Source organism: Wenzhouxiangella sp. AB-CW3, assembly GCF_014725735.1.
GTDB lineage: Bacteria > Pseudomonadota > Gammaproteobacteria > Xanthomonadales > Wenzhouxiangellaceae > Wenzhouxiangella.
This window is the reverse complement of the sequence record NZ_CP061368.1, coordinates 2,230,781-2,249,494: the sequence shown is the minus strand read 5'-3', so window position 1 is coordinate 2,249,494 and position 18,714 is coordinate 2,230,781. Positions and strand designations below refer to the sequence as shown.

At 61.6% G+C, this 18,714-nt stretch carries 16 protein-coding genes; 12 read left to right on the top strand and 4 right to left on the bottom strand.

Features of this window, described 5'->3' with window-relative positions; genetic code table 11:
* The first annotated feature begins 191 nt into the window (after positions 1–191).
* The 7 genes from IC757_RS09795 (at position 192) to IC757_RS09765 (ending at position 9,207) form a co-directional block, all read left to right on the top strand.
* The gene (locus tag IC757_RS09795) at positions 192–1,784 is read left to right on the top strand and encodes an amidohydrolase family protein (protein ID WP_223846087.1); all 1,593 of its coding nucleotides are present in this window, start codon (positions 192–194) and stop codon (positions 1,782–1,784) included.
* 132 nt (positions 1,785–1,916) lie between these two features.
* Positions 1,917–2,273 (top strand): helix-turn-helix domain-containing protein, encoded by a 357-nt coding sequence (locus IC757_RS09790; protein ID WP_190974137.1) that lies wholly within the window; start codon positions 1,917–1,919, stop codon positions 2,271–2,273.
* Positions 2,270–3,595: a type II toxin-antitoxin system HipA family toxin gene (locus IC757_RS09785; RefSeq protein ID WP_190974136.1), complete on the top strand. Its 1,326-nt coding sequence runs from the start codon at positions 2,270–2,272 to the stop codon at positions 3,593–3,595. Before IC757_RS09790 ends, IC757_RS09785 begins: the two co-directional genes overlap by 4 nt.
* A gap of 83 nt (positions 3,596–3,678) precedes the next feature.
* Complete coding sequence (locus IC757_RS09780; RefSeq protein ID WP_190974135.1) at positions 3,679–4,965, top strand: phospholipase D-like domain-containing protein; 1,287 nt, start codon at positions 3,679–3,681, stop codon at positions 4,963–4,965.
* A 60-nt stretch (positions 4,966–5,025) separates the two neighbouring features.
* Positions 5,026–6,132: a glutamate 5-kinase gene (proB, locus tag IC757_RS09775; protein ID WP_223846086.1), complete on the top strand. Its 1,107-nt coding sequence runs from the start codon at positions 5,026–5,028 to the stop codon at positions 6,130–6,132.
* Positions 6,133–6,339: 207 nt separating this feature from the next.
* A complete protein-coding gene (locus IC757_RS09770) occupies positions 6,340–7,593 on the top strand; it encodes a glutamate-5-semialdehyde dehydrogenase (protein ID WP_190974133.1) in 1,254 nt (417 codons plus the stop codon).
* Between the two features lie 111 nt (positions 7,594–7,704).
* Positions 7,705–9,207, top strand: coding sequence for a S10 family peptidase (locus IC757_RS09765; RefSeq protein ID WP_190974132.1), 1,503 nt, complete (start codon positions 7,705–7,707; stop codon positions 9,205–9,207).
* Positions 9,208–9,377: 170 nt separating this feature from the next.
* On the opposite strand, the gene IC757_RS09760 is transcribed toward IC757_RS09765, so the two are convergent.
* The gene (locus tag IC757_RS09760; protein WP_190974131.1) at positions 9,378–9,911 is read right to left on the bottom strand and encodes a gamma-glutamylcyclotransferase; all 534 of its coding nucleotides are present in this window, start codon (positions 9,909–9,911) and stop codon (positions 9,378–9,380) included.
* Between the two features lie 107 nt (positions 9,912–10,018).
* Here IC757_RS09760 and IC757_RS09755 point away from each other — a divergent pair, with 107 nt between their 5' ends.
* Positions 10,019–10,519, top strand: coding sequence for a disulfide bond formation protein B (locus IC757_RS09755; RefSeq protein ID WP_190974130.1), 501 nt, complete (start codon positions 10,019–10,021; stop codon positions 10,517–10,519).
* A gap of 36 nt (positions 10,520–10,555) precedes the next feature.
* Entirely contained in the window at positions 10,556–11,926 is a 1,371-nt protein-coding gene (locus IC757_RS09750; protein WP_190974129.1) for a class II 3-deoxy-7-phosphoheptulonate synthase, read from the top strand.
* Positions 11,927–12,050: 124 nt separating this feature from the next.
* Here the strand turns inward: IC757_RS09750 and IC757_RS09745 are convergent, their stop codons facing one another.
* The gene (locus tag IC757_RS09745) at positions 12,051–13,025 is read right to left on the bottom strand and encodes a malate dehydrogenase (protein ID WP_190974128.1); all 975 of its coding nucleotides are present in this window, start codon (positions 13,023–13,025) and stop codon (positions 12,051–12,053) included.
* Between the two features lie 181 nt (positions 13,026–13,206).
* Here IC757_RS09745 and IC757_RS09740 point away from each other — a divergent pair, with 181 nt between their 5' ends.
* Together IC757_RS09740 and IC757_RS09735 are read left to right on the top strand one after the other, a co-directional pair.
* The gene (locus IC757_RS09740; RefSeq protein ID WP_190974127.1) at positions 13,207–13,770 is read left to right on the top strand and encodes a hypothetical protein; all 564 of its coding nucleotides are present in this window, start codon (positions 13,207–13,209) and stop codon (positions 13,768–13,770) included.
* 7 nt (positions 13,771–13,777) lie between these two features.
* Complete coding sequence (locus IC757_RS09735; RefSeq protein WP_190974126.1) at positions 13,778–14,680, top strand: acyl-CoA thioesterase; 903 nt, start codon at positions 13,778–13,780, stop codon at positions 14,678–14,680.
* A 51-nt stretch (positions 14,681–14,731) separates the two neighbouring features.
* On the opposite strand, the gene IC757_RS09730 is transcribed toward IC757_RS09735, so the two are convergent.
* Positions 14,732–15,787, bottom strand: coding sequence for a succinylglutamate desuccinylase/aspartoacylase family protein (locus IC757_RS09730; RefSeq protein ID WP_190974125.1), 1,056 nt, complete (start codon positions 15,785–15,787; stop codon positions 14,732–14,734).
* 111 nt (positions 15,788–15,898) lie between these two features.
* Between IC757_RS09730 and IC757_RS09725 the strand changes: the two genes are divergently transcribed.
* A complete protein-coding gene (locus IC757_RS09725; RefSeq protein ID WP_190974124.1) occupies positions 15,899–16,462 on the top strand; it encodes a hypothetical protein in 564 nt (187 codons plus the stop codon).
* A 19-nt stretch (positions 16,463–16,481) separates the two neighbouring features.
* Here the strand turns inward: IC757_RS09725 and IC757_RS09720 are convergent, their stop codons facing one another.
* A complete protein-coding gene (locus IC757_RS09720) occupies positions 16,482–18,671 on the bottom strand; it encodes a collagen binding domain-containing protein (protein WP_190974123.1) in 2,190 nt (729 codons plus the stop codon).
* Between the last annotated feature and the right edge of the window lie 43 nt (positions 18,672–18,714).

Sequence of the window (18,714 nt, the reverse complement as noted above, 5' to 3'; positions counted from 1 at the left end):
CACCTGTCACTTTCCACCGTGGAAAATGATAGCGGCGACTTGCTGCTTCGTCAAGTCATGATTTTCCGTAATGGAAAGTGCTGGCCCGCCCGCTCATGCGGGCTTGGGGGGGGGCGTGGTGCTGTCAAGTCGTCCTGGATTGGTTATCCTGCACCTTCTACTCCGTTCCGTTGATGCAGGAGATTGTTACCGTGTCGATTCGCAGCCTGTTCCTGACTTGCCTGTTCATCCCCCTGTTCTGCCTGGCCGGGGACCAGCAGCCCTGGCCCGGCGAGGTGCCGGAGCGCTCGGAAGGGGAGGGTCCCTTTCCCAGGCTGATTCTGCGCGGGCCCGTGGTCATCGACGGCACCGGTGCGCCTCCCTACGGCCCGGTGGACATCGTGATCGAAGCCAATCGGATCGTCGAGGTGCGTAACGTTGGCCTGGGTGGCGTGTTCTTCGATGATGACCGGCGACCCCAAGCCGATGAGGACACGCGGGAGTTCGATCTGACCGGTCAGTACGTACTGCCGGGATTTGTTGACCTGCACGGTCATGTTGGTGGGCGCGGCCAGGGCGTCTCGGCCGATTACGTGTTCCGGCTGTGGATGGCCCATGGTGTGACCACGGTGCGTGATCCGGGCAGCGGTGCTGGCGTGGACTGGATGGTCGAGCATCGTCGAAAGAGCGCGGACAACGTGATTACCGCACCACGGCTGCATCCATATGTCACTTTCGGCAGCGGACATGACGGGCCCATCACCACGACGGAGCAGGCACGTGAGTGGGTACGTGGCATTGCCGATGCCGGGGCAGAGGGCATCAAGTTCTTTGGCGCTCGTCCGGACATCCTCGAAGCGGCCATTGACGAGGCCGGGGAGGTGGACATCGGCACCACCATGCACTTGGCACAGCTGCATGTAACCCGCACCGACATGCTGGATGCCGCCCGCATGGGCCTGGACAGCATGGAGCACTGGTATGGCCTGCCCGAATCCCTTTTCACCGACCGGCGTATCCAGGACTATCCACACGACTACAACTACAGCGACGAGCAGGACCGCTTTGCCGAGGCCGGCAAGCTGTGGCGTCAGGCGGCAGGCCTGGACAGTGAGCGCTGGCAGCAGGTGCGCGATGAACTCATCGAGATGGACTTCACCATCGTGCCCACCTTCAATATCTACCAGGCCAATCGCGATTTCATGCGCGAGCGTACGGCCGAGTGGCATCCGCTCTATACCAAGCCGGCCCTTTGGGATTTCTTCGAGCCTTCGCGCACCGCCCATGGCTCGTACTGGTTCGACTGGACCAGCGGCATCGAGAACGACTGGAAGGACAACTTCCGTCGCTGGATGGAGCACATCAACGACTACAAGAACCACGGCGGCCGTGTGGTCACCGGCTCGGATTCCGGTTTCATCTACAAGACCTACGGGTTTGGCTTCATCAGCGAGCTGGAACTGCTCCAGGAGGCCGGCTTCCATCCACTGGAAGTGCTGCGTGCGGCCACGCTCAGCGGGGCCGAGGCGCTCGGCATCGACGACGAACTCGGCACCATCGAGCCCGGCAAGCTGGCCGACCTGGTGGTCGTGGAGGAAAACCCGCTGGCCAATTTCAAGGTGCTCTACGGCACGGGCGCCGTCCGCGTCGATGAGGACAACAACGTCTATCGCACCGGTGGGGTGCGCTACACCATCAAGGACGGCATCGTCTACGATGCCGAACAATTGCGCGAGGGCATTCGCGCCAAGGTGCGTGAAGCCTGGGAAGCCGAAGGTCGTGAACTGACCCAGCCGGGAATGTAGGGGCTTTCTCCCGCTTGCTGTAGCAAAGAATGCACCACGGAGACACAGAGATCACAGAGAAGGATTTCTTGTAAGTCGCAAAAATTGACGATTAAATGTAAAATATCGCCATAAATCGTCATAAGTGGCGCCATGAGTATTGCAAATACAATGTCCGATGAAGCGGTGTTGGCCGAGCTGGGGCGGCGGCTGGCGCAGCGGCGGCTGGCGCTTCGTCTGAGTCAGGCCGAGCTGGCCGAACGGGCCGGTGTGGGCAAGCGCACGGTCGAACGTATCGAGGCGGGGCAGTCGGCGCAGATGACCAGTGTGGTCCGGCTGCTGCGCGTGCTGGAGCTGATGCCGGCGCTCGATGCCATGATTCCGGCCGAAACCGTGCGTCCGATGACCCTGCTCAAGCAGGGCGGCAAGCTGCCGCAACGGGTACGCAAGCGCGATGATGAGCAACAGGTGCGGGAGGCTGGGTCCTGGGCCTGGGGTGAGTCCGAGTGAGTACGGTAGCCGAAGTCCGGCTGTGGGGGCGCACCATTGGTGCCGTTGCCCTGATGGACGGGGAGCAGACGGCCGTTTTCGAGTACGCGCCTGCATTCATCGGCAGCGGGATCGAGGTCGCTCCGCTGACCATGCCGCTGTCTGATCGGGTCTTCCGCTTTCCCGAGTTGTCCCGGCAGACATTTCACGGCTTGCCCGGGTTGCTGGCCGACTCGCTGCCCGACAAGTTCGGCCATCTGCTGATCAATGCCTGGCTGGCCCGGCAGGGGCGCTCACCCGGCTCGATGAATGCGGTCGAGCGCCTCTGCTATACCGGCCGGCGCGGCATGGGCGCACTGGAGTTCGAGCCTCGACTTGGTCCGAAGGCTCGTGAGTCACGTCACCTCGAGGTGGATGCGCTGGTCGAGCTGGCGTCTGAGGTGCTCAGTCAGCGCGATGAGCTGCAGGCCAGTTTCGGCGAGGACACCAGCGAACAGGCCATGGCCGATATCCTGCGCGTGGGGACCTCGGCTGGCGGTGCCAGGGCCAAGGCGGTCGTGGCCTGGAATCCCGAGACCGGCGAAGTGCGTTCCGGCCAGGTCGATCACGGCGCGGGATTCGAGCACTGGTTGCTGAAGTTCGATGGCGTGAGCGGCAACCGTGATCGCGAGCTGGATGATCCGCAGGGATATGGTGCCATTGAGTATGCCTATCACTTGATGGCTGTGGATGCCGGGATTGAGATGACTGAGTGCCGCCTGCTCGAGGAGAACGGCCGCCGGCATTTCATGACCCGGCGATTTGATCGGACATCCGATGGCGGCAAGCTGCACATGCAGTCGCTGTGTGCCATGGCCCACTTCGACTACAACCTGCCGGGTGCCTATAGTTATGAGCAGGCCTTTCAGATCATGCGTCAGCTTGGCTTGTCCATGTCCGAGCTGGAACAGTTCTATCGTCGCGCCGTTTTCAATATCCTCGGCCGCAACCAGGACGATCATGTCAAGAACATTGCTTTCCTGATGGATCGGCACGGCCAATGGCGCCTTTCGCCGGTCTTCGACCTGGTTTTCAGCTACAACCCGGAAGGTGACTGGACGGCCCGCCACCAGATGACGCTCAATGGTCGACGCGATCACTTCAGTTTTGATGATTTCCGCTCACTGGCCGCTGCCGCCGGGCTCAAGCGGGGCCGGGAGCGGCTGATCTTCAACGAGGTCCGCTCCTGTCTGCTGGACTGGCCGCACTACGCCAGCCGTGCCGGATTGCCGGCAGCGACTGCACGCCGTATCGAGCAATTGCTGCGTGCCGAGGACGTCAGCCCCGGAAAGTCGGGCTATTGATGTATGTTCTTGATCGTGTGCCACCATGGCAGTACCGTGCAGGATTGATCTGTAACCGGCCGAATATCCGGCGGAATGCGCTAATGACTCGAAAAACCCGGAAATGGCTGATCATTTCGGCATCGGCTGCGGTCCTTGTAACGGCGCTTTCGTTTCTCCTCTTTTTCAATGCGGTGCCGGAGCCGATGCGGGTGGCCGAACCACTTGCCGACGTTCCGGCGGTCGATAGCGAGGAGTTTCGGCATCTGCAAACGGTCACTCTCGGAGGTGCGGTCGTGGCGGGCAATCGCATCGAGATCTTCGAAAATGGCGAGGAGATCTATCCTGCCAAGCTGGAGGCCATCGAGAACGCAACGCGCAGTATCACCTTTGAAACCTATGAGTACTGGGGAGAGGAGATTGGCGCTGACTTTGCCGAGGCGCTGGCCAGTGCCGCCGAGCGTGGGGTCTCGGTCCACGCCATTTTCGATTACATCGGTTCCATCCAGGCCAGTCGAGACAAGTTCGACCGGATGGAGGACGCCGGAGTGGAGGTGGTGCGCTGGCGAAGACCGTCCTGGTACCAGTTGTCGCGTTTCAATCATCGCACCCATCGGAAGCTGCTGGTCGTGGATGGAGAAGTCGGCTTTACCGGCGGGGCCAACGTGGCCGATCCGTGGCAGGGGCATCCGGACGATGGCGGTTACCGGGAGAATCACTACCGCTTCGAGGGGCCGGTAGTGGCACATTTGCAGAATGCTTTCATGCAGAACTGGCTGAATGCCAGGAAGAAACTGCTTTACGGCTCCGAGTACTTCCCGCTGCTCGAAAATGCCGGTGAACTCGAGGTGCAGGTCGTCAACAGCTCGCCAAGCGAGGGAACGCACCGGATCCGGCTGATGCTGCTGCTGGCTTTTGCCGGTGCCCGTGACAATATTCGCCTGGCGACTCCGTACTTCTATCCCGACGACATGATCATGGATGCCTTGCTGGATGCGACCGAGCGCGGCGTGGAGGTGGATATCCTGCTGCCCACCGCCGAGCATTACAGCACCGCTGTTCGCGAGGCCTCCAGGAATCGATGGGGAAAGCTGCTGGAGGCGAACGTCCGCATTCACGAATACCAGCCCTCGAAGTACCACGCCAAGCTCTACATTGTGGATGACTACTGGGTCTCGATCGGGTCGTCCAACCTGGACAATCGCTCGTTTCGTCTCAACGACGAAACCAATGCCATCATCATGGACCGCGAGCTGGCCGGGACGCTGGCATCGCAGTTCGATCGCGATCTGGAGCGGACGGAAGGCTATGATCTGGAAAGGTGGGAAGATCGAGCCTGGACCCGTCGTTTTCTGGGCTGGCTGACGATGACCATTGGATGGCATCTGTGACGGGCGTTGGCACAACAGACGGGATCGCACATGTCAGGTGAACGTTCGCCTGCGTCGGCAATGCGCGCACAACTCCAATCCGGCCGTGAGCTGCTGGTGGTTAAGGTCGGTTCATCCTTGCTGATCGACCGGCGCGGTCGGTTGCGCAAAAGCTGGATCTATACGCTGGTCAGCCGGCTGGTGGCTCGTGGCGGACCGGCTATCGTGGTGTCTTCCGGGGCCATCGCGCTGGGGCGTGAGGCGCTGGGTCTGGCTGGTCGGCCGCGCATTCTCGCCCAGGCGCAGGCGGCAGCTGCCGTCGGACAGATTCATCTGGCGCGAAGCTGGGCCGAGGCTTTCGCTCGGCATGGCGGCACTGCTGCCCAAGTGCTGCTGACCCTGGGTGATCTCGAGCATCGTCCGCGCTACCTCAATGCCCGCGCCACCCTGGAAATGTTGCTGGAGCGTGGCATCGTGCCGATCGTCAACGAGAACGACACGGTGGCGACCGAGGAAATCCGCTTTGGCGACAACGACGGCCTGGCCGCACGTGTGGCGCAGTTGCTGGGCGCGAGGCTATTGCTGTTGCTCAGCGATGTCGATGGCCTGTATACCGCTGATCCGACCACCAGTCCCGATGCCCGCCGTATTGACCGCGTGGAATCGATCAATGAAGACATCGAAGCCTTGGCCGGTGCACCTCGGTCTGATGGCGTGGGGACCGGCGGCATGATCAGCAAGCTCCGGGCGGCGCGCATTGCCACTGAGGCGGGGGCGCATGTCTTGCTGGCTTCCGGTCTGCCAGATGATCCGCTGGGCGGACTGATCGAGGAAGCGCCGGCCACGCTGCTCGTTGCCGGCTCCAGGCCGAAGGCTGCTCGAAAACAGTGGTTGAGAACGCTGCAGCAGCCCGCGGGCCGACTGGATATCGACGCCGGTGCGCTGGCCGCACTGCAATCGGGTTCCAGCCTGCTGGCCGTTGGCGTGCAGGCGGTGCATGGCGAATTCGGGCGCGGAGACCTGGTCACCCTGGTCGGCCCCGATGGACCGTGCGGGCAGGGGTTGTGCGGCTACCGCTCCGAGCAGGCGCGGTGTATCGTTGGTTTGAGCAGCGACCGTATTGCCGAGGTGCTCGACGAAGCGGGGCGAGGCCCCCTGGTGCATCGGGATGATCTGGTGCTGTTTTGAGTTACCCGCTTTTACTTGACTCTTGCCTCCTGACCTTCTTTGGCTTCGAGGTCGACCCCAAGCGGCAGGAACTGCTTCAGTTCGACGCGGTGGCGAGGCCTTCAGCAGTTCCTGCCACTTGGGGCCGACACGCTGTGCCAGTGTCATTGCATTCGCCTTGTCAGAAGGGTGTCATTCCAACCAGTTAGAGAGAAGATATTTAGTCCAATGGGTTTTGACGATTTGATGGAGAAACTCGGCAAGGCCGCGCGCCAGGCGACCCGCAGCCTGGCGGCACTTGATGGTGAACATCGCGCGCAAGCGTTGCGCCGATGTGCCGCGGCCATCCGCAATCACCAAGCCGACTTGATGGCTGCCAATAAGCAAGACCTGGAAGCCGCCCGAGAGCGCGGTCTGGCCGGCGCCATGCTGGATCGGCTGGAACTTACGGCAGAGCGAATTGCCGCCATGGCCGACGGGCTGGAGGCCATTGCCGATTTGCCCGATCCGCTGGTCCGGGTGCTGGCCGAGTGGACCCGGCCCAATGGCCTCAGGATTCAGCGGGTGGCGGTTCCCATCGGCGTGATCGGGGTGATCTACGAGAGTCGGCCGAATGTCACCGCCGATGCCGCCGGCCTGTGCCTGAAATCCGGTAACGCGGTGGTCCTGCGTGGTGGCTCGGAAGCCGTTGCCAGCAACCGGGCCATCCTGGCGGCATTGCATGAAGGGCTGGAAGCAGCCGATGTCGATCAGGGTGCGGTGCAGATGCTGCCGACCCAGGACCATGAGGCGGTCGGCGCCATGCTCAGGGCGCATCAATGGCTGGATATGGTGGTACCGCGCGGCGGCAAGCGTCTGGTGGCCCGGGTGCAGGCCGATGCCCGTGTGCCGGTGCTCGCGCACCTGGATGGCAACAATCACCTCTACATCCACTCTTCGGCCGAAGCGGAGATGGCGGTGGAAGTGGTGGCCAACGCCAAGATGCGTCGCCCCGGTATCTGCGGTGCATTGGAAACACTGCTCATCGACAGCGATGCACTCCCGATGCTGCCGGCGCTTGTCGAGCGGCTGACCGAGCTGGGATGCGAATTGCGCGGCGATGAAGCGCTGTGTGATCTGGATGCGCGTCTGGTTCAAGCCAGCGAGGAAGACTGGGCGACGGAGTACCTTGATGCCATCCTGGCGATGAAAGTGGTGGATGGGCCGGATGAGGCGCTGGAGCATATCGCGCACTATGGTTCCGGTCATACCGATGGCATCATCGCGGCCGACGAGGCAGTCGCCGCTGCCTTTCTGGTGCGGCTCGACAGCGCGATCGCGGTACACAATACCTCGACCCAGTTTGCCGATGGCGGCGAGTTCGGTTTCGGTGCCGAGATCGGCATTGCCACCGGACGCCTGCACGCCCGCGGTCCGGTGGGCGTGGAACAACTGACCACCTTCCAGTACCGGGTCTTCGGCAGCGGTCAGACCCGATCCTGACGCGGGGTGGTGCATAATCCGGGTTCATCTGCGGTTTCATAAATCTGGACAGCGCATGTTCTACAATCATTCGTTCGTAACGTGCCGTTTATTCCACGACTGGTCTTTTTCATGAAAAACATCGTCCTGTTCAACATACTTGCAATTGTTTTCTCCCTGATTCTCTCTTCTGCCTGGGCGGATTCCCCGCTCCCTCAAAGAGCCATTGATCCCGAAAGTGCGGTGACCACGGAAGACCAGGTCACCATCGATGGGCAGCGCATCCGCTACGAGGCGACTGCCGGCACCCAGCCGGTCTGGGGCGAGGAGGGCGAGGCTGTGGCTTCGCTGTTCTATGTCTACTATCGGCGCAGCGATGTCGAGGACGTGGGGGAGCGGCCGCTGGTGTTTTCATTTAACGGCGGGCCGGGCTCGGCTTCGGTGTGGATGCATGTCGGCTACACCGGGCCGCGCTTTCTGCGGGTCGACGACGAGGGCTATCCCGTTCAGCCTTACGGCGTGACCGAGAATGAGCACTCCATTCTCGATGTCGCCGACATCGTCTATGTCGATCCGGTCAATACCGGATTTTCGAGGAAAGTGGGTGAAGACGTTGATCGCGATCAGTTTTTCGGTGTCGAGGCCGATGTTGAATACTTGGCCGGCTGGATCGAGAACTTCGTCTCCCGTCACGGTCGCTGGACCTCGCCGAAGTACCTCAAGGGCGAGAGCTATGGCACTACCCGCGTGGCCGGACTGGCGCGCGAGCTGCAGAGCCGGCACTGGATGTTCGTCAACGGCGTGATCCTGGTCTCGCCGACCGGGCTGGGCCTGGAGCCGCCGGCGATGCCGCCGCGCTCGGAGATTCTCAAGCTGCCGTATTATGCGGCCACCGCCTGGTATCACGAGGCGCTGGAGTCCGACCTGCAGGCACTCGACCTTTACGATCTGTTGCCCCGGGTCGAAGAATTCACCATTGACAAATACCTGCCGGCGGTCGCTCGTGGTGGTTCCCTGGACAGTGAAACGCGCGACGAGATCGCCGCCCAAGTAGCCCGTTACTCGGGCATCGACAAGCAGCACGTGATCAATCACAACCTGACCCTTCCGGTGAACTTCTACTGGAAGGAGCTGTTGCGCGACGAGGGCCTGACCGTCGGCCGGCTGGACTCGCGCTACCGCGGGATCGATCGCATGGACGCGGGCGACCGCTACGATCACGACCCGGCCCTGACAGCCTGGAACCATGCTTTCACGCCGGCGATCAATCATTACCTGCGCGAGCATCTCGGATACGAGACCGACCTGAAGTACAACATTTTCGGGCCGGTTCACCCCTGGAACCGCGACAACGACACCACCGGCGAGGACCTCCGGCGCGCCATGGGCGAGAACCCCTTCATGCAGGTGCTGGTGCAATCGGGCTACTACGACGGGGCCACCGACTACTTCTCGGCCAAGTACGTGATGTGGAACATGGACCGCAGCGGCAAGGTCGGCGACCGCATGCGCTTCGAAGGCTACCGCAGCGGACACATGATGTACCTGCGCCAGGAAGACCTGGCCACCTCCAACGAGCACATCCGCGAGTTCATCCGCGACTCGATGACCGGCGGTGAGCCGGCCCGTTATTGAGGTTTCGGTGCCATGGCAGGGTAAGGAAGCCTCTGAACAACTCGTCGCGCTCCGCGCAGAGTTGTTCAGAGGCTTCTTAGGTGAAGCGAGGGCACAGGAGGGGGTGGTACCTATCCGACGGGCACGGCCCGCATGTTGGCCGGGGCTGCGTCCCCGACGCATTGGCTGAGTCAGCAATTGCCGAGCGCAAGCACCTTGCGCTCGAGTTCGAAGACATGGGTATCGTCGGCACCGAGACCGCGCAGGGACCGGGCCAGGTCGAGCAGGTAGTCGCGGTTGCTGCCGCTGGGACCGTGGCTGTGATTGATGTGCCGGGCAATGTCGGCGATATCGGCCGGACCCAGCCAGGCAGGGTTGTTCCGGCCGGCAAAATAGGTCAGTCCGCCAACCGTGGCGTCTGCATCGTGCAGCCGGATTCTGACTTTCCGGCGCTCGTAGCCGTTCTTCTCTCGATGATCGAGATGCTCGAAGACCTCGTGCTCGATGAGATAGGCCATGCCCAGGCAGACCTGGTCGGGCGAGGAGGGCACGAGCGTGAGCACGCGTCCTGGAGATTCCGGTGTGCCTCGATGGTCGTGCGATCCTTGCCAGAATCGCCGTTCCCAGCCGCGGATGCTGGCCATGGAGCGCCGGACATACGGAAAGTCCACCTTGTAGATCAGTGAGCCGTATCCAAAGACCCAGTGTCGGCTGTCATTCGTCATCTTTGTTGGTCGATCAGACTACGATTTCCGATGATACCTGTCGCCGCACTCTCCTGAACCCCGATGCGTCGGTGAGGTCGGACGGAGAGTCCTATACAATTGCCGTCATGAACCGACTGATCGAAGGCCGTACCCCATTCTTTCTTGTGTTCCTGGCCTGTGCCGGGTTGCTTGCCTATGCCTACTATGCCCAGTTCGTGCTTGGGCTGGAGCCCTGTCCGCTGTGCATTCTGCAGCGCTTTGGCTTCATGATCATGGGTGGCGTGGCCCTGGTGGCCACGATTCACGGGCCGAAGGGCTGGTGGCGCTGGGTGTATGCCGTGCCCTTTGCCGCCGGCGCTGGCTGGGGGATTACCACCGCGTCCAGGCACGTGTGGCTGCAGAATCTGCCCGCCGACCAGGTGCCCGACTGCGGGCCCGGCATGTATTTCATGCTGGAGCTGGATTATCCGGTCATGGAGATCCTTCAGGAAGCGTTTACCGGTGCCGGTGAGTGTGCCGAGGTGGACTGGAGTTTCATGGGATTGTCCATGCCAGCCTGGACCCTGGTGTGGTATGTTCTGTTGACGGCTTTCATGCTATGGGCAATGATAGCCAGAAGATCCTGATTTTTGTCCACAATTAACCGCAGCGAGTAGAGCGGCATGAGCGAAAGACTGAAGACGATTACACCGGCAAAGGGCTGGAGTCCGGACTCCTGGCAGCACAAGGAAGCGAGCCAGCAGGCGACCTATCCCGACGAGCTGGACCTGGAGCGAACGCTTCGTCGCCTGTCGAACATGCCTCCGCTCGTGACCTCGTGGGAGATCAACGCGCTCAAGGAGCAGATTGCCGAGGCCCAGGCAGGGCGGCGCTTCGTGCTGCAGGGGGGCGATTGTGCCGAGCTGTTCGACGAGTGTGTTCCGTCGATCATCGCCAACCGCCTGAAGGTGCTGCTGCAGATGTCGCTGGTCATGCTGCATGGCATGGAAATGCCGGTGCTGCGCATCGGTCGATTTGCCGGGCAATACGCCAAGCCGCGTTCCAGTGACACCGAGACTCGCGATGGCGTCACCCTGCCCAGTTACCGCGGTGATCTGGTCAATTCGCCGGAGTTCACCGAGTCAGCGCGTCGTCCCGATCCGTCGCGTCTGATTCAGGCCCACTCCTGCTCGGCAATGAGCATGAATTTCGTTCGCGGGCTGATCGATGGCGGATTTGCCGATCTGCACCATCCCGAGTACTGGGATCTGGGTTGGGTCGAGCACTCGCCACTGGCCGACGAGTTCCATCGCATTGCCGATTCGATCGGCCATTCGGTTCGCTTTGTCGAAACCGTCACCGGTCGCACACCAGGCAGCCTCAAGCGAGTGGATTTCTACACTTCGCACGAGGCGTTGCATCTTGGCTTCGAGCAGGCACTCACCCGTCAGGTGCCGCGTCAGTGGGGCTGGTTCAACCTTTCGACCCACTTCCCCTGGATTGGCATGCGAACCGCCAACCTGGACGGTGCGCATGTAGAAATGCTGCGCGGAATTCGCAATCCGGTCGGTATCAAGATCGGACCGGCCATGACCCGATCCTGGCTGAAGGACCTGATTCGTACCCTCAACCCGGATAATGAAGCCGGGCGCCTGGTGCTGATCCATCGCATGGGGGCGAGCCAGGTGGCCGACAAGCTGCCACCGCTCATCGAGGCGGTGCGCGAAACCGGTTCGCCGGTCCTGTGGGTGTGCGACCCGATGCATGGCAACACGGAATCGACCTCTGGCGGGGTCAAGACCCGACGTTTTGCCAACATCGTGTCGGAGGTCGAGCAGTCATTCGAGGTGCATGCACGCTGCGGTTCGCGCTTGGGCGGTGTGCATCTGGAACTGACCGGTGAGAATGTGACCGAGTGTATCGGCGGGGCCAGGGCGCTGGACGAGGAAGACCTCAAGCGTGCCTACAAGACCACCGTCGATCCGCGCCTGAACTATGAGCAGGCACTGGAGTTATCGATGCGGGTGGTACAGAAGCATCGCAGCCTGACCTGAACGCCAGTTGGGCGTTCAGGCCGGGGAGAGGGGTGGAGGAGAAGAGGGGGAGAGGAAAAACACTCAAGGGCTTTCCCTCTCGTTCTTCCGTCTTCCCGTCTTCCCCTCTACCCGGAGCTCCTCGTCAGAGCAGTTCCTTCACCGCTTCGCGCTCTTCGCGCAGTTCCTTGTCGGTCGCGTCCATGCGCTGGCGCGAGAAATCGTCGATCTCAAGATCCGGAACGATGTTCCACTGGCCATTCTCGCAGGTGCAGGGGAACGAGTAGATCACACCCGGTTCGATGCCGTAGCTGCCATCGGAGGGCACGGCCATGGAAACCCAGTCGTCGCCGGTTCCCAGGGCCCAGTCGCGAATATGGTCAATGGCGGCACTGGCCGCACTGGCGGCGCTGGAGGCACCCCGGGCCTTGATGATGGCGGCACCACGTTGCTGGACGGTGGGTATGAACACGCTCTCGTACCACTTCTGTTCGACCTGATCGAGCGCCGGCTTGCCGGACACCAGTGTGTGGTGCAGGTCCGGATACTGGGTCGAAGAATGGTTGCCCCAGATAATCATCTGACGGATATGGGTGTGGTGCTGGCCGGTCTTCTCGGCCAGCTGCGCCAGTGCCCGATTGTGGTCGAGGCGGGTCATGGCGGTGAAGTTCTCCGGTGGCAGATCCGGGGCATTGGCCTGGGCAATCAGGGCATTGGTGTTGGCCGGATTGCCGACCACGAGCACTTTCACGTCGCGGCTCGCCACGGCATTGAGGCTCTTGCCCTGCGGTCCGAAGATCTTGCCGTTCTCAGCCAGCAGGTCGGCGCGTTCCATGCCCGGCCCACGCGGCTTGGCGCCCACCAGCATCGCATAGTCGGCATCCTTGAATCCTTCGTCGAGGTCGCTGGTGGCGACCACGCCGTGCAGCAGCGGGAATGCGGCGTCTTCCAGTTCCATGACCACGCCCTTTAGCGCGTCGAGGGCCGGAGGGATCTCCAGCAACTGCAGGATGACGGGCTGGTTGGGACCGAACATGCCGCCGGAAGCGATGCGGAAGCACAGCTGGTAGCCGATCTGTCCGGCTGCCCCGGTGATGGCAATGCGTACGGGTTGGTTCATGGAAGACTCCTGAATGCGGTGGGCTAGAACAACCGCGTATTTTAGCGCATCCGGGCCGAACCTTGTTGCGACAGCAGCGGACCCGGGTGAGTATGCGGGGTCCGTCGTGACATGTTCTGCAAAATGAGCCGGGTTGTGGTGGAATAGTCTGCCCGAATTGTCTGAAACCGAGGATACAAGCATGAAAAGAATCGCACTGACAACGCTGCTGATCGCCCCCCTTTCAATGGCCTGGGCGAGTCCGCTGGACGAGTACTGGTCCAACCTGGAAAGCCTGTGTGGCAACGCTTATGAGGGAGAGCTGATTCAGCATCCGGAAGGCGAGACCGATTTCGTCGGTCATCGACTGGTGATGCACGTTCGCGACTGCAGCGAGGATCGTATCCGGATTCCCTTTGTGGTCGGCGACGACCTCTCGCGCACCTGGGTGCTGACCCGCAAGGATGATCGCATAGAGCTCAAGCACGACCACCGTCACGACGACGGCACACCTGAAGAGACCACCATGTACGGTGGCACCTCGACCAACGAGGGCCGCGCCAACGAGCAATACTTTCCGGCTGGTGAAGACACCCGCCAGGTGATCGAGGCGGCGCTCTCCAACGTCTGGGTGATGCGTGTCTACCCGGACGAGAAGTTCACCTACGGCCTGTGGCGGCTGGGCACGCCGCGCGTCTTCCAGGTCGACTTCGATCTGACCGAGACGGTTGAGCCGCCGCCGGCACCCTGGGGCTGGGAAGACTGAATCCGTCGTGAATCCCTACCTGGAAGAAGTCATCGGGCTGCTCGATCTCGAGCAGCTCGAAGACAACCTGTTTCGTGGCGAGAGTCGTGATATCGGCGCGCCGCAGGTGTTTGGCGGACAGATTCTCGGGCAGGCCCTGTCGGCGGCGCATCGCACCGTCGACGGCACGGCGCCGCATTCCCTGCACGCCTACTTTCTCCGTCCCGGAGATTTTCACTGCCCGGTGGTCTACCAGGTTGAACGTTCGCGTGACGGCAAGAGCTACGCCAACCGTCGCGTGGTCGCCATTCAGCACGGCCGGCCCATTCTCAACCTGGCAGCAAGCTTCCATGGCGGGGAGCAGGGGTTTGATCACCAGGACGAGATGCCGGAGGTCGATGGTCCCGAAGGCCTGACCCGTTCGATTGACATCCACGCCAGCATCATCGACCAGGTGCCCGAAAAAATGCGACGCCTGCTGTCGCACAAGCCGCCGTTCGAGTTCCGTCCGGTCGAGCCGCCGAAGTTCATCGAGCCCGGGGCGCGACCGCCCCGCAAGCATGTCTGGATGCGAGCCTGGGACCGACTGCCCGATGCTCCCGAGTTGCATCACAATCTGCTGACCTACGTTTCGGACTACGAGTTGCTGGGGACCGCCACCCTGCCGCACGAGCTTAATTTCACCACCCGCGTGGTGCAGATGGCCAGCATCGACCACGCGCTGTGGTTTCATCGGCCCTTCCGGGTCGACGACTGGCTGCTGTATGCCTGCGATACCCCCTCCAATTGCGGAGGACGCGGCTTTGCCCGCGGCCAGATCTTCAATCAGTCCGGCGAGTTGATTGCCTCAACGGCCCAGGAAGGCGTCGTCCGCCCCTGGGATCCATCCCGGCGGAAACACTCACCACAGAGACACAGAAAGAAGAACTGATTTTTCTCTGTGCACTCTGTGTCTCCGTGGTGCATGTCGTTCAGAGGATTCTTAGCTGTCCCCGTAAGGAAAATCGTCGGCTTCCAGCGTTTCGGTGTAGTCGCCGACACGTTCGTGGGCGATATCGGTGCGGTGGAAGCGGGCGATGTGAAAGAGGGCATCACCCTCATTGACCAGCGGGAGATTCAGCCGGCCAATTACGATGCCTGAAAACGGCGCTGATATCTCTTGCTCGGATTCGCCAAAGGGATCGGAGATTGCCCCGAGCACGGTCTCGTCTTTTGCGATCCGGTCACCCAGGTGCGCGTAGGCGCGGAACAGGCCGCTCTGGGGTGCTCGAATCCAGCTGCTGGAGCGGGCCACGGCCGGATCCCGGGGTGCTTTCCTGCGTGTCTTTGGCAGCATGCCAAGCATGCGCATGACGCGGATGATGCCCTCGACGCCGCCACGAATCGAGATCTCGTCAAAACGCAGCGCCTCGCCGGCTTCGTAGAGCAGGATGGGGATGTCATGATCCTGCGCGGCACCGCGCAGTGACCCGTCGCGCAGGGCGGAATTGAGAATCAGCGGTGTGCCGAAGGCGCGTGCCAGTTCCAGCGTGACCGGATCGTCCAGGTTGGCCCGGATCTGGGGCAGGTTGGTTCGATGCACGGCACCCGTGTGCAAATCGATGCCGTGCGTGCACTGGCTGACGATTTCGGTCATGAACAGATTGGCAACGCGGGCGGCCATGGAGCCCTTCTCCGAGCCGGGAAAGCTGCGGTTGAGATCGCGCCGGTCGGGAAAATAGCGTGACAGGCTGATAAATCCGTGCAGGTTGACGATGGGCACTGCGATCAGGGTGCCCCTGATGCGCTTGAGCGCCGGCACCTTGAGCAGTCGGCGGATGATTTCCACACCGTTGAGTTCATCGCCATGAATGGCGGCACTGACAAACAGCACGGGCCCGTCCCGCTTGCCACACAGGACCTGCACCGGCATGGTGGTCGGGGAGTGCGTATACAGGCGACCGACTTCCAGGTCGATGCTGTGACGTTCGCCGGGGTTGACGGTCACCCCGCCGATCGTGATCGGGTTGTTCGTGTTTCGGGACGCTCGCGTGGGCACCTGGGATCCTGGGCTGGGATACGTCAGAAGGTTAACCCGGATCGCAAGGGGATTGCATGCGAGGTGGCAACAGGGCAGAATCGCCGGCCTTGCTTCCTGGAGAACTCAACGATGCCGAAACTCTCAAGTTTCACACCGATCATGTTCCTGATCCTGGCCGGCTCCGTTCAGGCCTCGCCCGCGGATGAATTCTGGGACAAGCTGAATTCGTTGTGCGGACAGGCCTTTGAAGGCCGGCTCCTGGCCTCTCCCGATGGCGACATGGAAGGTGAGCGCCTGGTCATGCATGTCCGTGACTGCACGCCGGAGCAGATCAGGATTCCCTTTGTCGTCGGAGACGATCTCTCGCGCACCTGGGTGCTGGCGCGCATGGGTGGACGAGTCATGCTTCGTCACGACCATCGCGACCGTGACGGTGAACCGGAAGAAGTGACCCAGTATGGAGGCGTCTCACCCAACTACGGCAGTGCCAACGCCCAGATTTTTCCGGCCGACGATTTTACCCTCGATCGCATGCCGGACAACTATCCCAATGTCTGGGTGATGGAAGTCCACCCCGGCGAAAAGTTTGTCTACTACGTCCGGCGCCTGGTCACCGATCGCTACTACCATGTCGAGTTCGATCTGACCGAAGCAGTCGACCCGCCCCCAGCCCCTTGGGGCTGGGAAGACTGAGCTGGCACGTCAACGTGGGTCAGTCGTCTGCTTCAAACTGGCTGTCGAAGATGCGGTCGATTCCCATATCGATGACCGGCAGGTCCGCACTGACATCCTCCGTATCGATGGAAACGACAAATCCGTCCGAGCTCAAAGGAGCGTCCATGCTGCCGGGAGATGTACTGGTGCTCGTGGCCGAGACCGTGCCTGACCCGCCACCCGCGGAAACGGATGTATAGGCAGGCGAAACGATCGGAACCAGTGTGTAGTCTCCGGGGGGCAGGGCGGTAGTCTGGTACTTTCCAGTAGTCGGGTTGACCCGATAGCTGCCGACGAATGCGCCGTTGCTGTCGTACACCTCGACCTGACCATTGCTCAGTTGCAGTCCGCTGGGTTGAGCCGTGATGCGTCCGCTGATCACCGGCCCCTGATCGACTCGCAGCTCGAAGGGACCTGCATCATCGCCGGTGAGGTTGATGGCGGTGCCGTCGACCGCGTTGCACAGCTGCTCGGAGCAGGGGGATGTGCTGCCGTAAAGGTGGTCGAAGTATGGGAGCTGCGGTCCGGTGTCGCCAAGACCCGGGCTGCTGGACATGGATGTTCTGAGATAGTACTCGCCGTCCGGAAAGCCGCCCACGAGAAACTCTCCATCCTCATCGGTGTACACGGTGGCAAGCGTTTCGTTGTTTGCCGACAGCACGCGGACGATTGCGTTGGGGATGGGCTCATCGGTTGCATCATCGACGATACTGCCCGTAATGCTGCTACCGGTTGACAGCTCGATGGTGATGGTGGTGATTTCTCCATCGGTGACCGATACCGTCTCAGCGGCGGACAGGTCGCATTTCACTCCTGCGCAAGCGACATCGGGGTACATGGCATCGACGTAGCCAGGCAGATATCCGGTGCTCGAATCGCCGGTCAGTCTCCGATATCCGATTCCGTCTCCGAAAAAGGTACTGTAGGTGCGCACGTAGTATTCCCCGTCCGGCAGGGCAGCCGAGGGCCACAGCAGCACATCGCCGTCATCCACCAAAATGGAGCCGCCTCCAACCACGGTGCCATCGTCGGAAACGATGTCATATGTGCCCAGGGAGTTCTCGCCGGCGATCACCGGCGCCTGGCCGGTGTCGGCATCGATCAGTTCGCCATCGATCTGCCCCCCGGACTCCAGGGTGATTTCGGGCAGGGTCAGGGAGGCTCCGGATGGAATTACCAGGGGAGAACCCGTGGCTCGGTCGCAACCGGAGAAAGGGCAAAGCAAGCCATTGTGCAGCACTCTGAGCCATGGTTCGGACGAGAGCATTGGGCTGAGTTCCACGTAGTAGCTTCCGCCGGCCAGTCCGGTGAACTCCCACTGGTCCTCGTTCGATTGCCATGACTCGAAGAAGTAACTGCCGAGCATTAATCCGCTACCGTCGTAGAGCCGGACCACCCGGTCGATATCGTCCGGTAACAGTGTGCCGGAAACCGTGGCGCCATCCTTCAGAGCAAAATCCAGATCGTCCGTGACGTTGCCAGCTGTAATCTCGATGGCGTCGGTGTCGAGTATCGGGCATTCTTCAAGCTGACACGAGTAGTCCTGCCAGGCCTGGATGACATAGTTGTCGCCATGGCCGGGGTGGGCCGTGAGGTGGTAATCTCCCGGCGCAATGGCCAGAGTGCTTTCGTAGGCTCCGGTTTCGTCGCTGAAGCCACGAAAGTGCGGACTGCGTAGCGCGTGCAGTGCATCGGGGGACAGGATCCTGACCATGGCGTTCTCAAGCGGCTGGCCGTCGCTGCTGCGGGTGACCGTGCCACTAAAGCGGCCTCCGGGCTCAAGACTGATGTCCAGCCCGGTGTAGGTCTCTTCCGGCTGGATGGTGAACTCGCCGTCACCACCACCACAATTGAAGTAACAATCGAAATCAACCGAGCCGCCGTGGCGATTCGGGGCGTGCTCCGGTCCGGCTGCTTCCACGACCACGGTCAACTCGGGCTGGCCGTTGAACTCGACTTCCGCGCTCCACTCACCGGCTGCGTTGGTGGTGGTTTCCTTCAGGGGTGGCATGGGCTGATCGATATTGCCAATGAACACGGTGGCGCCCTCGACAGGACCATTTGGGCCCGAGGCGGTGATCACGCCGGAGAGTGTAGCGGTGTCGTCGGCAAAAACACTGGTAAGCTGAAACGTCAGAGCGAGTAGTATTAGGGCAGGTGAAGCCCCCTTGTTGACATTTGTGAGCATGCGTTTCCTCGCAGAGCTAGCGGAGTCGGTTTATTGGTTTTCA

Bases quoted from the DNA above. Each gene is read 5' to 3' on its own strand.
- IC757_RS09745 (WP_190974128.1), bottom strand. From the start codon at position 13,025: ATGAACCAACCCGTACGCATTGCCATCACCGGGGCAGCCGGACAGATC.
- IC757_RS09755 (WP_190974130.1), top strand. From the start codon at position 10,019: ATGAACCGACTGATCGAAGGCCGTACCCCATTCTTTCTTGTGTTCCTG.
- IC757_RS09740 (WP_190974127.1), top strand. From the start codon at position 13,207: ATGAAAAGAATCGCACTGACAACGCTGCTGATCGCCCCCCTTTCAATG.
- IC757_RS09770 (WP_190974133.1), top strand. From the start codon at position 6,340: ATGGGTTTTGACGATTTGATGGAGAAACTCGGCAAGGCCGCGCGCCAG.
- IC757_RS09725 (WP_190974124.1), top strand. From the start codon at position 15,899: ATGCCGAAACTCTCAAGTTTCACACCGATCATGTTCCTGATCCTGGCC.
- IC757_RS09760 (WP_190974131.1), bottom strand. From the start codon at position 9,911: ATGACGAATGACAGCCGACACTGGGTCTTTGGATACGGCTCACTGATC.
- IC757_RS09720 (WP_190974123.1), bottom strand. From the start codon at position 18,671: ATGCTCACAAATGTCAACAAGGGGGCTTCACCTGCCCTAATACTACTC.
- proB (WP_223846086.1), top strand. From the start codon at position 5,026: ATGCGCGCACAACTCCAATCCGGCCGTGAGCTGCTGGTGGTTAAGGTC.
- IC757_RS09790 (WP_190974137.1), top strand. From the start codon at position 1,917: ATGAGTATTGCAAATACAATGTCCGATGAAGCGGTGTTGGCCGAGCTG.
- IC757_RS09780 (WP_190974135.1), top strand. From the start codon at position 3,679: ATGACTCGAAAAACCCGGAAATGGCTGATCATTTCGGCATCGGCTGCG.
- IC757_RS09750 (WP_190974129.1), top strand. From the start codon at position 10,556: ATGAGCGAAAGACTGAAGACGATTACACCGGCAAAGGGCTGGAGTCCG.
- IC757_RS09765 (WP_190974132.1), top strand. From the start codon at position 7,705: ATGAAAAACATCGTCCTGTTCAACATACTTGCAATTGTTTTCTCCCTG.